8 protein-coding genes, 1 tRNA gene and 1 pseudogene are annotated in these 12,844 nt (G+C 72.3%); 7 read left to right on the top strand and 3 right to left on the bottom strand.

Features of this window, described 5'->3' with window-relative positions; translation table 11 throughout:
* Both ACFXPL_RS25960 and ACFXPL_RS25965 read right to left on the bottom strand, forming a co-directional pair.
* Nucleotides 1-1,176 (bottom strand): annotated as a pseudogene (locus tag ACFXPL_RS25960) (hypothetical protein); the annotation flags it as partial.
* The gene (locus ACFXPL_RS25965; RefSeq protein WP_384923992.1) at nucleotides 1,173-2,150 is read right to left on the bottom strand and encodes an SMI1/KNR4 family protein; all 978 of its coding nucleotides are present in this window, start codon (nucleotides 2,148-2,150) and stop codon (nucleotides 1,173-1,175) included. The pseudogene ACFXPL_RS25960 and the gene ACFXPL_RS25965, both read right to left, overlap by 4 nt.
* A 530-nt stretch (nucleotides 2,151-2,680) precedes the next feature.
* On the opposite strand from ACFXPL_RS25965, the gene ACFXPL_RS25970 reads away from it, so the two are divergent.
* The 4 genes from ACFXPL_RS25970 to ACFXPL_RS25985 all read left to right on the top strand — a co-directional run bounded on the left by ACFXPL_RS25970 (nucleotide 2,681) and on the right by ACFXPL_RS25985 (nucleotide 8,658).
* Nucleotides 2,681-3,253: a YwqJ-related putative deaminase gene (locus tag ACFXPL_RS25970; RefSeq protein WP_384923994.1), complete on the top strand. Its 573-nt coding sequence runs from the start codon at nucleotides 2,681-2,683 to the stop codon at nucleotides 3,251-3,253.
* 2 nt (nucleotides 3,254-3,255) lie between these two features.
* Nucleotides 3,256-3,789 carry an SUKH-3 domain-containing protein gene (locus tag ACFXPL_RS25975; protein WP_384923996.1) on the top strand — a complete coding sequence of 178 codons (534 nt, stop codon included), beginning with the start codon at nucleotides 3,256-3,258 and terminating at the stop codon, nucleotides 3,787-3,789.
* Nucleotides 3,790-4,207: 418 nt separating this feature from the next.
* Nucleotides 4,208-7,681, top strand: a complete 3,474-nt coding sequence (locus ACFXPL_RS25980) for a DNA polymerase III subunit alpha (protein ID WP_384923998.1) — start codon at nucleotides 4,208-4,210, stop codon at nucleotides 7,679-7,681.
* Nucleotides 7,678-8,658 carry an ImpB/MucB/SamB family protein gene (locus ACFXPL_RS25985; protein ID WP_384923999.1) on the top strand — a complete coding sequence of 327 codons (981 nt, stop codon included), beginning with the start codon at nucleotides 7,678-7,680 and terminating at the stop codon, nucleotides 8,656-8,658. Before ACFXPL_RS25980 ends, ACFXPL_RS25985 begins: the two co-directional genes overlap by 4 nt.
* 150 nt (nucleotides 8,659-8,808) lie before the next feature.
* Here ACFXPL_RS25985 and ACFXPL_RS25990 read toward each other — a convergent pair whose 3' ends face one another.
* Nucleotides 8,809-10,149 (bottom strand): sensor histidine kinase, encoded by a 1,341-nt coding sequence (locus ACFXPL_RS25990; RefSeq protein WP_384924000.1) that lies wholly within the window; start codon nucleotides 10,147-10,149, stop codon nucleotides 8,809-8,811.
* A 156-nt stretch (nucleotides 10,150-10,305) separates the two neighbouring features.
* Between ACFXPL_RS25990 and ACFXPL_RS25995 the strand changes: the two genes are divergently transcribed.
* From ACFXPL_RS25995 to glmU, 3 genes are all read left to right on the top strand, one after another.
* Nucleotides 10,306-11,163, top strand: coding sequence for a hypothetical protein (locus ACFXPL_RS25995; protein WP_384924002.1), 858 nt, complete (start codon nucleotides 10,306-10,308; stop codon nucleotides 11,161-11,163).
* Between the two features lie 29 nt (nucleotides 11,164-11,192).
* Nucleotides 11,193-11,264, top strand: a tRNA-Gln gene (locus ACFXPL_RS26000).
* Between the two features lie 108 nt (nucleotides 11,265-11,372).
* A complete protein-coding gene (gene glmU, locus ACFXPL_RS26005; RefSeq protein ID WP_384924004.1) occupies nucleotides 11,373-12,821 on the top strand; it encodes a bifunctional UDP-N-acetylglucosamine diphosphorylase/glucosamine-1-phosphate N-acetyltransferase GlmU in 1,449 nt (482 codons plus the stop codon).
* Nucleotides 12,822-12,844 lie beyond the last annotated feature (23 nt).

The following is a 12,844-nucleotide window of genomic DNA, read 5'->3' on the forward strand; positions in this document are numbered from 1 at the left end:
GGGGGGGGGCGCGCCGGGCACGCCGGGTCCGCCGGGCGGCGGCGGGCCCGCCCCGCCGCCGGCACCGCGCGCGCCACGCGGCGGTACGGGGGCCTTGCTCGTCGCGGCATCGGCGATGTCACCGTTGCCGGAGCCCGCGCCCGGGACTCCCGGCGCTCCGGGCGCAGCCGGCGCACCCGGAGCGGGAACGCCCGGAGCACCTGAAACCGGAGCGCCAGGTGCGCCGGGAGTCCCGGCCCCCGGAGCGTTCAGCGCGGACGCCATCGCCGTACGCGGCAACTGGCTGCCGCCGGACATCAGCGCGGTCGGCGCCTCGGCGGCCGAGCTCGGCGGCGGGGTGTCATCGTCGTCGGCACCGGTGAGCGGCGGCGCGAAGACCGTCGCGGGCAGCGGTACGGAGCCGTCGTCCGGCGAGGCGGACGACTCGCTGGTGTCGATCCCGGTCCAGGGCGTCGCCCCGGGCGGCGGGCCCGGCACCGAGGCGGGCACACCGTCGTTGGCCGTGGGCTCGTACGCGGCGGGGCGGGCGGAGCTGCCCTGCGAGGCGTTGGCGACGGGCACTCCGGGCGCCCCGGCCGAACCGGCGCCGTAACCGCCGCCGAGGGAAGCGCCCCCGCCGAGCGAGCCGCCGCCACCGGCGAGGTGAGCGCCGCCACCGAGCGAGCCGCCGCCGGGACCGCCGGACGCCGAAGCCGCCGGGGCCCCCGGAGACGGCGAAGTCCCCGAAGCCGCGGACGCGGCAGGCGAGGCGGACGAGGCAGGCGGGTCCGACGATGTCCGGCGGTCCGGAATGCCGATCTTGTCCGCCGCGTCCTGCAACCACTCCGGCGGTGTCAGCAGGAACGACGTCTGGTTCAGGTCGATACGCGCCGGTGCCTCGGGCGCCGCGGCGGCCCGCGGCTCGCCCCGCGTCCCGTACTCCTCCTCGTACCGGCGTATCACCTCACCGACCGGCAGCCCGGGCCACAGCGTCGCCTCACCGCTGTCCCGCGCGATCACCAGCCGCTGCCGGCCACCGTCCGACGTCGGACCGTTCTCGCGGTCCTCCGCCCATGCCACGAAGCCGAGTTCGAACTCCTGCACCCGCACCTCACGGTGCTGGTAGCCGGGGGCGTCGCCGTTCACCCAGTCTTCCGCGCGCTCCTGCGCCTGCGCGAAGGTCACCACCGCGCTCATCCCTCCACCGGGACGGCGCGCGCGAAGCCGCCGTCCACCATCAGGTTCGCCACGGTCTCCAGCTCCGGCGGGCTGCCCGCCAGCCGCAGCAGGAACGCGTCGAAGTCGTCACCGCACGGCAGGAGCAGCCGCTCCACCCGCTCCTGGACACCCCAGCCGTCCCGGTCCCGGGCGTCGTCGTACGCGGAGAACCAGACCGAACCGGCCCGCTCGCCCCGCACCTTCACCGCGAGCAGCCCGCCCTGCACGAAGGCGACCGCCAGATAGTCCTTGGTGAGGTGGTCCCGCAAGCACTTGTTGACGTACACCAGGTCGTTGACCGCGGCCTCGTCCCGCACCGTGAAGAACGGCTGGTCCACCAGGAGTCCCAGCTCCGCGTCGAGCGCCGCGCCCACCGGCGCGCAGCCGCCGGCCGCCTTCAGGAACGAACGGTAGGCGCCCGGCAACCGGTAGCCCAGGTCCTCCTCCGCGCCCAGCACCTGCTGCTCGCTCACCGACACCGACGCCTTCGGCAGCCCGAAGTGCACCGGCCGGGTCTCCTGGAGCGGACGCGTGCCGCGCTTGCCGTGGTCCACCGGCGTCGTCGCCAGACCGCCGTGGTGCCGCAGCAGCGCCTTCACCTCGACCGGTACCAGCTCCATCCGGCGCGAACCCGTCACGTGGTGCCAGGTCCAGCCGTGCGGCGTCGCCACCGGCGCGATCGTGTCCCACAGTTCATGGCCCGCCGCGGCCAGCGCCGCGTTCGCGGACACGTAGTCCGTCAGCCGCAGTTCGTCCACGCCGAACCCCTCCGGGGGCTCGGCTATCTCGGCGGCCGCGCGCGCGTACGGCGCGAAATCCGGGTAGCCGTCGGCATCCACCCGTACACCTCTGGGATGCCGGGAGGCCCGGACCGGGTCCGGGAAATGCACGACCTGCCCGGCATAGGCCGCGTTCGGTGGCGCGGCTTGCTGCCCGAGCCGACCTGTCGTCATGGCGGTTGCCCCCTGCTGCGCTTCCGGCTGGTTCCACAGCCCTGGTTCGGGACAGCCTATGCGGTGGGGCAAGAGGCGCCCGCGACGCTCCTCCCCCGGCCCGATCCCACCTCCGCTCCCGGCCCGATCCCGCTCCCTCCCTCCGGCCCGATCGCGCCTTCCCCTCCGGCCCGATCCCACCCCCGCCCCGGCTCGATCACGCCCCGTCCCCGGCCCGATCGCGCCTCCCCGTTCCGGCCCGATCCCACCCCCGTCCCGCTTCCGGCCGGTGACAGTCAGCTACGTCCACCCCACAGCGGCGGCCGTCCCGCCGAGGCCCCGGCACCGCCCCCCGCGCCCGGTGACCAACCGTCACACCCGCGTGACGCAGCGGCGATTCCGCGTCACGCTCCACGCCGATCCACGCCGATCTACGCGGATCCGGTCCCCAGCTTCCCCACAGTGCGTCACATTTGGCAGGCTGTCCCAGCAACATGGGGGGAGTCACACCGACGGCTACCGGCCGCCGGTGAGGGGAGGGGACCAGCACCATGCACACCGCACAGCACACGGAGCACACCGAGTACACCGCTCCACGCACCACCGGCACGGTCGACGCCTCAGGCGTCCCCGTCGCCCCACGGGCCCCCGGCGACCCGCGTCTGAGCTGGCGTTCCACCGAGGCTCAGCTCCCGCCGACCGTCCGGCAGCGCAGGGACGGCATCCTGCCGGCCGTCGCCGCCGCGCTCTCCGTCCGCGGCGAAACCCTCACCTGCACCGCGGGCAAGGCAGACCAGCCGCCCGCCCTCCACCCCCTCGTGCAGGACTTCCTCGACACCCTCACCAGCGGCCAGCGCGAACGGTTCACCGGCCGCTGCCCCGAGGCCATACTGCTCTCCCGCCACCTCACCGCCGCCGAGGCCGCCCGCTCGAAGAGGGCCAGACGAAAACCCCTGACCCACGGCGAGGCACGGCGCTCGCTCAAGCAGGCCAAGCTGACCGCGCGCCGCATCCGCGAGGACGGCGACCCGCTGCACGGAAGTTACGCCCCGCCCTGCCGTTCCTGTACGGCGCTCCTCGCCCACTTCGGCGTACGGCCCGTCGACCCCACCGAGAACGGCTGACCATGCCCGACCTCCACCGCACCGGCCACCCGCAGCCGCGGCAGCACCCGCAGCCGCACACCAGCACCCGCTTCCCCGTTCCCGTCGACGCCGCGCTGCGCGACGCCGGCTGGCAGCCAGGACGCTGGGACATACAGCAGGCAGAGGAGTGGGCGGACGTCCTGCTCGCCCACATCACCCCGGCGGGCCACCGGCTCAGCGTCTTCCCGGCCGCCGTCGAGGCCTGGGCCGAATTCGGTGGCCTGCGCATCACCGCCCCGGGCCCCGGCCGCCAGATCGCGCCCGCCGCCCTCCGTATCGACCCCACCGCCGGGCTCCACCACGCCCGCACCCTCGCCGACCTCGGCCGGTCGCTGGAGACGGAGCTGAGCCCGCTCGGCGAGGAGGGCGAGGGGCAGGCCGTTCTCGCCATCGACAGCGAGGGCCGCGTCTACAGCGTCGACCACACCGGGGACTGGTACCTGGGGCCGGACATCGACCTGGCGCTGAAAACACTCATCACCGGCCTGGAACCGGCACGGCTGACCTCCCCCTGACCTTTCCTCTGACCTCTCCCTGACCTTTCCCTTGGCCTCCCCCTGGCCTCCCCCGGCCCGCTCCCCGGCCTCTCGCCGACGCGCGCCTCTGAGCGCCTCTGAGCCACACCCTCACCTCGTCACCGAGAGTCACGTCGGCGAGCGGGGCGCGGTCCCACCACAGACCGCCGCACACCCCCGCGGGTGACGCACGCCACCACACCCCGAGGCGCGGGGCGGCGTCGCGCCCAACTCCGCCACCGGGGCACGGATGTGACGGAGGGACGCCCGCGCCGCCCGCACGCCTCACACACCCGCTCTCGATCATCTGTACGAAAAAAGTCGCTGACCGGGGACAACGCAGCTAGAATAATCGAACGAGAGTACGAGACAGGCATCGATCGGATGACTGAACGGGGTGGAGTGACGGAGGTGCGCCATGGCGGGCTACACGCATCTGCACGTCGCGTCCGGATACTCCGCCCGCTACGGCGCCGCCCACCCCGAGCACCTCGTCCGGCGGGCGGCCTCGCGCGGCATGACGGCGCTCGCGCTCACTGACCGTGACACCGTCACCGGGGCCGTGCGGTTCGCACAGGCCTGCGCGACCACCGGAATCCGCCCCCTCTTCGGCATCGACCTCGCGGTGGACCCCCTCGCGCCACCCCCGCCCTCACAGCGGCGCCGTACCCCCGCGCGCGGCGGCGCCCATGTCGTCGAGCCCGCCCTGCGGTTCGTCCTGCTCGCCCAGGACCGGGCCGGCTGGGCACGGCTGTGCCGCATCACCTCGGCCGCGCACGCCGGGACCGCGGCCGGCGCGGCACCGGTGACCGTGGGATGGGAGGCGCTGCGCGAGCACGGCGGCCCCGGCCTGACCGCACTGCTCGGACCGGCCTCCGAACCCGTACGGGCGCTCGCGGCCGGCCGGGAGGACGTCGCGGCGCGGCTGCTGGCACCGTGGCGGGAGATCTTCGGGAACGGGGTACGGCTGGAGACCGTCCTGCACTCCCGGCCCGGCACCGCGCCGGGGTCACTGCGCCTCGCCGCCCGCACCCTGGCGCTGGCCGACCACACCCGTACCACCGCCGTGCTCTCCAACGCCGTCCGCTACGCCGACCCCGACCAGCACCGGCTGGCCGATGTCCTGGACGCCGCCCGGCTGCTGCGCCCCGTCGACCGGCGGAGCCTGGACAGCGGTCAGCGCTGGCTCAAGGACGAGGCGGCCATGACGGACCTCGCCCAGCGGATCGCCGCGTGCGCCGGGGCGGACACCCGGCGGGCGGCCCTGCTGCTGGCGGACACCGCCGCCACGGCGGACGCCTGCGCCGTCGACCCCGCGGCCGACCTCGGCCTGGGCACCCGGCACTTCCCGGAACCGGCCGTGTTCGGCGCCGGCCCCCCTACAGACGGCGCGGGCGCCACGGACGGCGCCGCCCGCCTGCTGCGCCAACGCTGCGAGGCCGGACTGGTCCGGCGCGGCCTGGACCGGGACCGGGCCGTACTCGACCGGCTGGACGAGGAGCTGAACGTGATCTCGACGCTGAAGTACGACTCGTACTTCCTCGCCGTCGGCCAGGTCGTCGCCGACATCCGCGAGCTGGGCATCCGGGTCGCGGCCCGCGGCTCCAGCGCGGGCTCGATGGTCTGCCACGCCCTGGACATCGCCACGGCCAACCCCCTCGACCACCGGCTGCTGTTCGAACGCTTCCTCAGCGTGCGCCGCGCCTCCCTCCCCGACATCGACATCGACGTGGAATCCGCCAGACGGCTGGAGTGCTACGACGCGATCTTCGCCCGGTTCGGCCACGAACGGGTCGCGGTCACCGCCATGCCCGAGACCTACCGGGCCCGCCGCGCCCTGCGCGACACCGGACTCGCCCTCGGCATCGCCCCCGCGGACATCGACCGGATCGCCAAGAGCTTCCCCCACCTGCGGGCCTCCGACATCACGAGCGCGCTCACCGAACTCCCCGAACTGCGCCCCCTGGCCGCCGAAGCCCACCGGTACGGACCGCTGTGGGAACTCGCCGAAGGACTCGACTCCCTGGTCCACGGCATGGCCATGCACCCCTGCGGAGTGATCATCAGCGACGCGACGCTCCTGGACCGGCTGCCCGTACAGCCCACCCCCCAGGGCGACTACCCGATGGCGATGGCCGCCAAGGAGGAGATCGAGGCCCTCGGCAACATCAAACTCGACGTCCTGGGCGTACGGATGCAGTCCGCCATGGCCCACGCCGTCGCCGAGATCGAACGGTCGACCGGCGACCACATCGACCTGGACAACCCGGAACAAGTACCACTCGACGACACCTTCGCGTTCAAACTCATCCAGGAGAGCCAGACCATCGGCCTCTTCCAGCTCGAATCACCCGGCCAGCAGGACCTCCTCTCCCGGCTCCAGCCCCGCGATCCGCAGGACGTCATCGCCGACATCAGCCTCTTCCGGCCCGGCCCCGTCGCCGGAGGCATGCCCGAGCGGTACGTCGCCGCACGCCACGGTGGTCCGCCGCGGTACGCCCACCCCGACCTGGAACCGGTACTCGCCGACACCTACGGCGTGACCATCTGGCACGAACAGATCATCGAAACCCTGACCGTACTCACCGGCTGCGACCGCGCGATGGCCGAAATGGCCCGGCGCGCCCTCGGCGACAAGGACCGGCTGCCCAGCATCAAGACCTGGTTCCACGACCGGGCGACCGCCCGCGGCTACGACGCCACCGTCCGGGACAACGTATGGAAGACCGTCGAGGCCTTCGGCGCCTACGGATTCTGCCGCGCCCACGCGGTCGCCTTCGCCGTACCGGCCCTGCAGAGCGCCTGGCTGAAAGCCCACCACCCGGCGTTCCTCCTGGCCGGCCTCCTCGAACACGACCCCGGCATGTGGCCGGTACGCGTCATCGTCGCCGACGCCCGCCGACGCGGCGTCCCCGTCCTGCCCGTCGACGTCAACCGTTCCACAGCCCGGTACACCGTGGAACGGGCCGACGGCGACCGGTGGGGCGTACGGCTCGCCCTCTCCGCGGTCCACGGCATCAGCGAAGAGGAGACCACACGGATCGAGGAGGGCCGCCCCTACGGATCACTGTCGGACTTCTGGCAGCGGGCCCGGCCCAGCAGACCGGTCGCCGAACGCCTCGCGGAGATCGGCGCCCTCACCTCCCTCCACGACGGCCACCTCACCCGGCGCGACCTGCTGCTGCAGATCACCGAACTCCACCGGGCCTCCCGCACCCGCACCGCGGGCAAGGGCCAGCTCCCCCTCGGCACCGACGCCGTCGGCGGAGCGGAACCGAGCGGCCTGCCGGAAATGACCGGACGCGAAGCCCTGAGCGCCGAACTGAACACCCTCGGCATCGACGTCTCCCAGCACCTGATGGTCCACCACCACCGGCTGCTACGAGAGATCGGCGCCACCGACGCGGCCCACCTGGCCGACGCGCCCGCCGGCCGGCCGGTCCTCGTCGCCGGAGTACGGGCCGCCACCCAGACCCCGCCGATCGCCAGCGGCAAACGCATCATCTTCGTCACCCTGGAAGACGGCTCGGGCCTCGTCGACCTGGCCTTCTTCGAAGACTCCCACCCAGCCTGCGCCCACACCGTCTTCCACAGCGGACTGCTGCTGGTCCGCGGCACGGTCCAGGTACGCGGCACCCGCCGCACCATCGTCGGCACCATGGCCTGGGACCTGGACCTGATCGCCGCCACCCGCCGCGACCACGGCCCCGAGGCCGCCCTCGCCCTCCTCGGCGCCGACCACCCGCACCCCACCCCCGCACAGCCACGACGCACCCTGGCCGACGGCACCACCGGCGCCCGCCTGCACCCGTACGCCGACCTGCTGCCGGCCGGCAGCCGCACAGCCGACCTGAAGAAACTCGGCTACACGAGCCCGGGGAGCGCGGGATGACCACACGCCGACGGCACATCGCCCACCTCCACCTGCACGGCGTACCGGACGAGGAGCGGTACGCGGACGCGCTCGACCTCCTGACCGGCATCACCCCCCACGTCCGGGCCGTCCCGCCCACCGCCGTCCAGCTCGACCTCACCTCGGCGCTCCGGTACTTCGGCCTGCCCCCGTACGACGTCGTCCAACTGGCGAAACTCAGACTGAAGGCCCTCTACGGCATCGACAGCAGCGCCGGCCTCGCCGGCAACCACATGCTGGCCGCCATGGCGGCGGACACCTCCGCGCCCGGAGACACCACCTGGGTCCCCGCCGAACACGCCGCCGGCTGGCTCGCCCCCCGCCCACTCACCGCACTGCCCGGAACCGGCCGCACCACAGCGGCAACACTCGCCGCCTACGGCGTACACACCATCGGCCAGGCCGCCGCACTCTCCCCGACGACCCTGCAACGCCTCCTCGGCGCCGGTCAGGCACGGCTGCTCGCCGAACGTACCCGCGGCCACGACCCCCGCCCGTTCGTCCCCGGGGAACCGGCGGCACACCTGACCACCGACCTCGTCCTCGACCGGGACTGCCTCGACCCGACCCAGCACCACCGGGCCGTCCTCGGACTCGCCGACCGGACCGGTCAACGCCTGCGCGGGGAGAAGCAAGTCACCGGCCGCCTCACCCTCACCGTGCGCTACGCCGACCGCAGCTCCACCACACGCACCCGCGCACTCCCGGAACCCACCGACCACTCCCCCACCCTCGTCACCGCCGCCCTCGGCCTCCTGACCGTCCTCGGACTGCAGCGCGCCCGGGTCCGCGGCTTCGCACTCCGCGCCGACGACCTGCTGACAGCCACCGCCGCCTCCCGACAGCTCTCCCTGGACCCGGAAGACGCCCGCGCCCACGCGATCGAAGCCGCCGCCGACCGTGGCCGCCACCGCTTCGGGCCGAAGGCCGTACGCCCCGCGGTACTGGCCGACTGACGGCCCACACAGAACGACACACCCACGGAACGACCCACCTACGAAGCCACGTACCACGAAGCCACGCACTTACGGAGCCACCCAAGGCACACCGACCCCCTCAAGCCCCCAAGCCCCCTCAAGCCCCCGAAGCCCCCCAAGCCCCCAAACTCACGCAGCGGCACCCCGCTGATCCGGCAACACCGCCGACACCCGGAAACCCCCCGCGTCCGTCTCCCCCGACACGAACACCCCACCCAGCGCCGTCACCCGCTCCCGCATCCCCACCAACCCATTCCCCCCACTCGGCAACCCCGCGTCCTGCGCACCACCGTCCGAAGGCCCGTTCTCCACCTGCATCGCCACCTCCGCCTCCCGATGCGCCAGCCGCACCATCACCTTCGCCCCCGCCGCATGCTTCAGCACATTCGTCAACGCCTCCTGCACCACCCGGTACGCGGTCTGCTCCACCTCCCGCGCATACGGCCGCGACTCCCCCTGCACCATCAGCTCCACCACCATCCCCGTATCCCGGGACTCACCCACCAGAGCCTCGATGTCCTCCATCCCCGGGCCGTCCTCGGCCGCCGCCGCAGCCGCCGCGGCCGCCGCCAGCCCCACCGACGCCAACGGCACCACCGACGCCGCCCCCACCACCCCGCCCGCCTGCCGCGCCGCCACCGGCTCCCCCGCCCGCAACACCCCCAACATCTCCCGCAACTCCGTCAACGCCTGCCGGCCCATGTCCCCGACCAGAGCCGCGTTCTTCACCGCCTTCTGCGGATCCTTCAACGCCACCGCCTGCAACGCCGCCGCGTGCACCACCATCAGACTCACCCGGTGCGCCACCACGTCGTGCATCTCCCGCGCGATCCGCGTCCGCTCCTCCGTACGCGCCCACTCCGCCCGCTGCTCCGCCCGGTCGGCCAGCAGCGACAACTCCTGCTCCAGGCTGTCCGCCCGCTCCCGCAGGCTCTCCATCAGCCGCCGCCTGGCCCCCACGTACAACCCGAGCAGCAGCGGCGGCGCCGTCAGCCCGACCGACATCAGCACCGCGACGAGGGGGACGTACCAGCGCGCCGAGTCGATGCCCGCGTCCACCACGTTCCGCGTCATCCGCACGGCCGTCACGATCAGCGTCCCGGCGAACGACATCCCGGCCAGCGCCCCGATGATCCGGCGCGGCGCCTCGGACGCGGCGAGCGTGTACAGCCCGACCAGGCCCATCAGGTAGCCCATCTCCGCCGGAGTGACGGCGATCGACACCAGCACCACCGCGAACGGCCACCGCCGCCGCACCAGCAGCATCGACCCGGCGATCAGCCCGAACAGCACCCCCACGGGCACGGGCAGCACCGCGGTCTCCGCGAACTGCGCCCCCTGCAACCCGCACTCCAGGGCCGACACGATCGCCAGCCCCACATCCAGTACGACACTCCGCCGCCGCTCCCACCACCAGTACCCACGAGCAGCCATGCCCGCAGAGTCCCGGTGTGCCCCCGTTGTGGTCATGTCTCCCAGCCTAAGGGGGCCCGCACCCCAATATCCGGCGACCTTGAGACCACGAATCACGACATGACTCACCAGGGACACAAGTCGATCACTCGAACTGGTGAATCGCCCGCACATTCGAGCCGGAGGCTCGCGTTCCGCAGGACGATACGACGCATGACGACACTTCCCGGCAAATACGCCGACTTCGAAGGACTTCGGGCCCAGGTGGTAGCGCTACGAAGGGAAGGGCTCAGCCGCCGCCAGATCCGCGACCGCGTCCACATCGACAACAACGACCTCCTCAACCGCCTGCTGGAGGGCGAACCGCCCCCGGAGTGGACCAAGCGCCCGAACGCCAAGGACGACTTACGCGACCAGGCACGCGAGCTGCGCCTGAAGGGGCTCACGTACGACCAGATCCAGATTGAGCTGGGCTGCTCGAAGAGCTCGATCTCCCTGTGGGTACGGGACCTGCCGAAGCCGGACCGGCGTGACGCGAAGGAACAGGCGAAGCTGGCGGCCCGCAAGCGATGGGATCACGAGCTGGCCATTCGCGACGAAGCCCGTCAGGAGACGAAGGCTGCCGCGACACGCGAGATCGGCACTCTGAGCGACCGGGAGCTCCTTTTCGCCGGGGTCGCCCTGTACTGGGCCGAAGGCACGAAGGACAAGCCGTACGCACGTCGCGAAAGCGTCATATTCGTCAACAGTGACGCAGGCGTGATCCAGCTCTACCTCGCCTGGCTCAAGCTGATCGGAGTGGGGAGCGAGCGACTGAGTTACCGAGTCATGATCCACGAGTCCGCCGACGTACAGGAAGCCGAACGGTACTGGGCGGATCAGGTCCGCGTTGACGCAGTTGTCTTCCGGATGACGACTCTGAAGAAGCACAACCCGAAGACCGTGCGAAAGAACGTGGGCGAGACATATCGGGGCTGCCTGGTCATCCGGGTCTCTGAAAGCGCAGAGCTTTACCGTCGCATCGAGGGCTGGTGGTACGGCATAGTAGGAGCGGCCACCCTCACCGAATAGCCAAATGCCCGGTTCGCGGTGGCCTGCCATCCCCCATGGTGTAATCGGCAGCACTGCGCACTTTGACTGCGCCTGTTCAGGTTCGAGTCCTGATGGGGGAGCGTCCAGGACGGGTCCCGACCTCACCGGTCGGGACCCGTCCTCGTTTACGCCCCGCTACCCCCCGGTATCCTGCGATTGACCATCACCCGAAGCCGAAGGGCATCCCCGTGAGCGCCAACCGCCCGGCAGCCGTCATCGTCCTCGCAGCGGGTGAAGGTACCCGCATGAAGTCGAAGACTCCCAAGGTCCTGCACGAGGTCTGCGGGCGCTCGCTCGTCGGACATGTCGTGTCCGCCGCGCAAGAGCTCGAACCGCAGCAGCTCGTCGTGGTCGTCGGCCACGCCCGCGCGCAGGTCGAGGGCCACCTCTCCGCAGCGTACGAGGGCGTGCGCACCGCCTACCAGGCCACCCAGCTCGGTACCGGGCACGCCGTGCGGATGGCGCTCCAGGAGCTGGGGAGCACGCCGCACGGGACCGTGGTCGTCGTCTGCGGCGACACCCCGCTGCTCTCCGGGGAGACGCTGAACGCGCTCGCCGCCGCCCATGCCGCCGACGGCAACGCGGTGACGGTGCTGACCGCCGAGGTGCCGGACGCGACCGGGTACGGGCGGATCGTGCGGGACGGGGCGAGCGGCGCGGTCACGGCGATCGTCGAGCACAAGGACGCGACGGACACCCAGCGGGCGATCCGGGAGATCAATTCGGGGGTGTTCGCGTTCGACGGGCAGTTGCTCGCGGACGCGCTGGGCAAGGTGCGTACGGACAACAGTCAGGGTGAGGAGTACCTGACGGATGTGCTGGGCATCCTGCGTGAGGCGGGCCACCGGGTCGGGGCGTCGGTCGCCGGTGACCACCGGGAGATCCTGGGGATCAACAACCGGGTGCAGCTCGCGGAGGCGCGCCGGCTGCTGAACGAGCGGCTGTTGGTGCGGGCGATGCTGGCCGGGGTGACGGTGGTGGATCCGGCGTCGGTGTCGGTGGATGTGACGGTGACGTTCGAGCAGGACGCGGTGGTGCATCCGGGGACGCAGCTCCTGGGTTCGACGCATCTGGCGGAGGGTGCGGAGGTGGGTCCGAACTCGCGGCTGAGGGACACGGTCGTGGGTGCGGGGGCGCGGGTGGACAACACGGTGGCGGACGGGGCCGAGGTGGGTGAGGGCGCGATGGTGGGTCCGTACGCCTATCTGCGGCCGGGTACGCGGCTGGGTGCGCGCGCGAAGGCGGGTACGTATGTGGAGATGAAGAACGCGACGATCGGTGAGGGTACGAAGGTGCCGCATCTGTCGTACGTGGGGGACGCGACGATCGGTGAGTACACGAACATCGGTGCGGCGAGTGTGTTCGTGAACTACGACGGTGAGGCGAAGCACCACACGACGGTCGGTTCACACTGCAAGACGGGTTCGGACAACATGTTTGTGGCGCCGGTCACGGTCGGGGACGGTGCCTACACCGCCGCCGGCTCGGTGATCACGAAGGATGTACCGGCGGGTTCGTTGGCCGTGGCCCGTGGCCAGCAGCGGAATATCGAGGGTTGGGTGGCGCGGAAGCGTCCGGGGAGTGCTGCCGCGCAGGCGGCGGCGTCGGCGTCCGGGGGCGTCGCGGCGGAAAGCTGACCGGAAAAGGGCGCACCGATCAC

Origin of the sequence: Streptomyces sp. NPDC059092 (assembly GCF_042756365.1) — a bacterium.
Lineage (GTDB): Bacteria > Actinomycetota > Actinomycetes > Streptomycetales > Streptomycetaceae > Streptomyces.

Excerpts from the sequence above, each read along its gene's own strand:
- ACFXPL_RS25965 (WP_384923992.1), bottom strand. The coding sequence starts at position 2,150 with ATGACGACAGGTCGGCTCGGGCAGCAAGCCGCGCCACCGAACGCGGCC.
- ACFXPL_RS25995 (WP_384924002.1), top strand. The coding sequence starts at position 10,306 with ATGACGACACTTCCCGGCAAATACGCCGACTTCGAAGGACTTCGGGCC.
- ACFXPL_RS25990 (WP_384924000.1), bottom strand. The coding sequence starts at position 10,149 with ATGACCACAACGGGGGCACACCGGGACTCTGCGGGCATGGCTGCTCGT.
- ACFXPL_RS25970 (WP_384923994.1), top strand. The coding sequence starts at position 2,681 with ATGCACACCGCACAGCACACGGAGCACACCGAGTACACCGCTCCACGC.
- ACFXPL_RS25975 (WP_384923996.1), top strand. The coding sequence starts at position 3,256 with ATGCCCGACCTCCACCGCACCGGCCACCCGCAGCCGCGGCAGCACCCG.
- ACFXPL_RS25980 (WP_384923998.1), top strand. The coding sequence starts at position 4,208 with ATGGCGGGCTACACGCATCTGCACGTCGCGTCCGGATACTCCGCCCGC.
- ACFXPL_RS25985 (WP_384923999.1), top strand. The coding sequence starts at position 7,678 with ATGACCACACGCCGACGGCACATCGCCCACCTCCACCTGCACGGCGTA.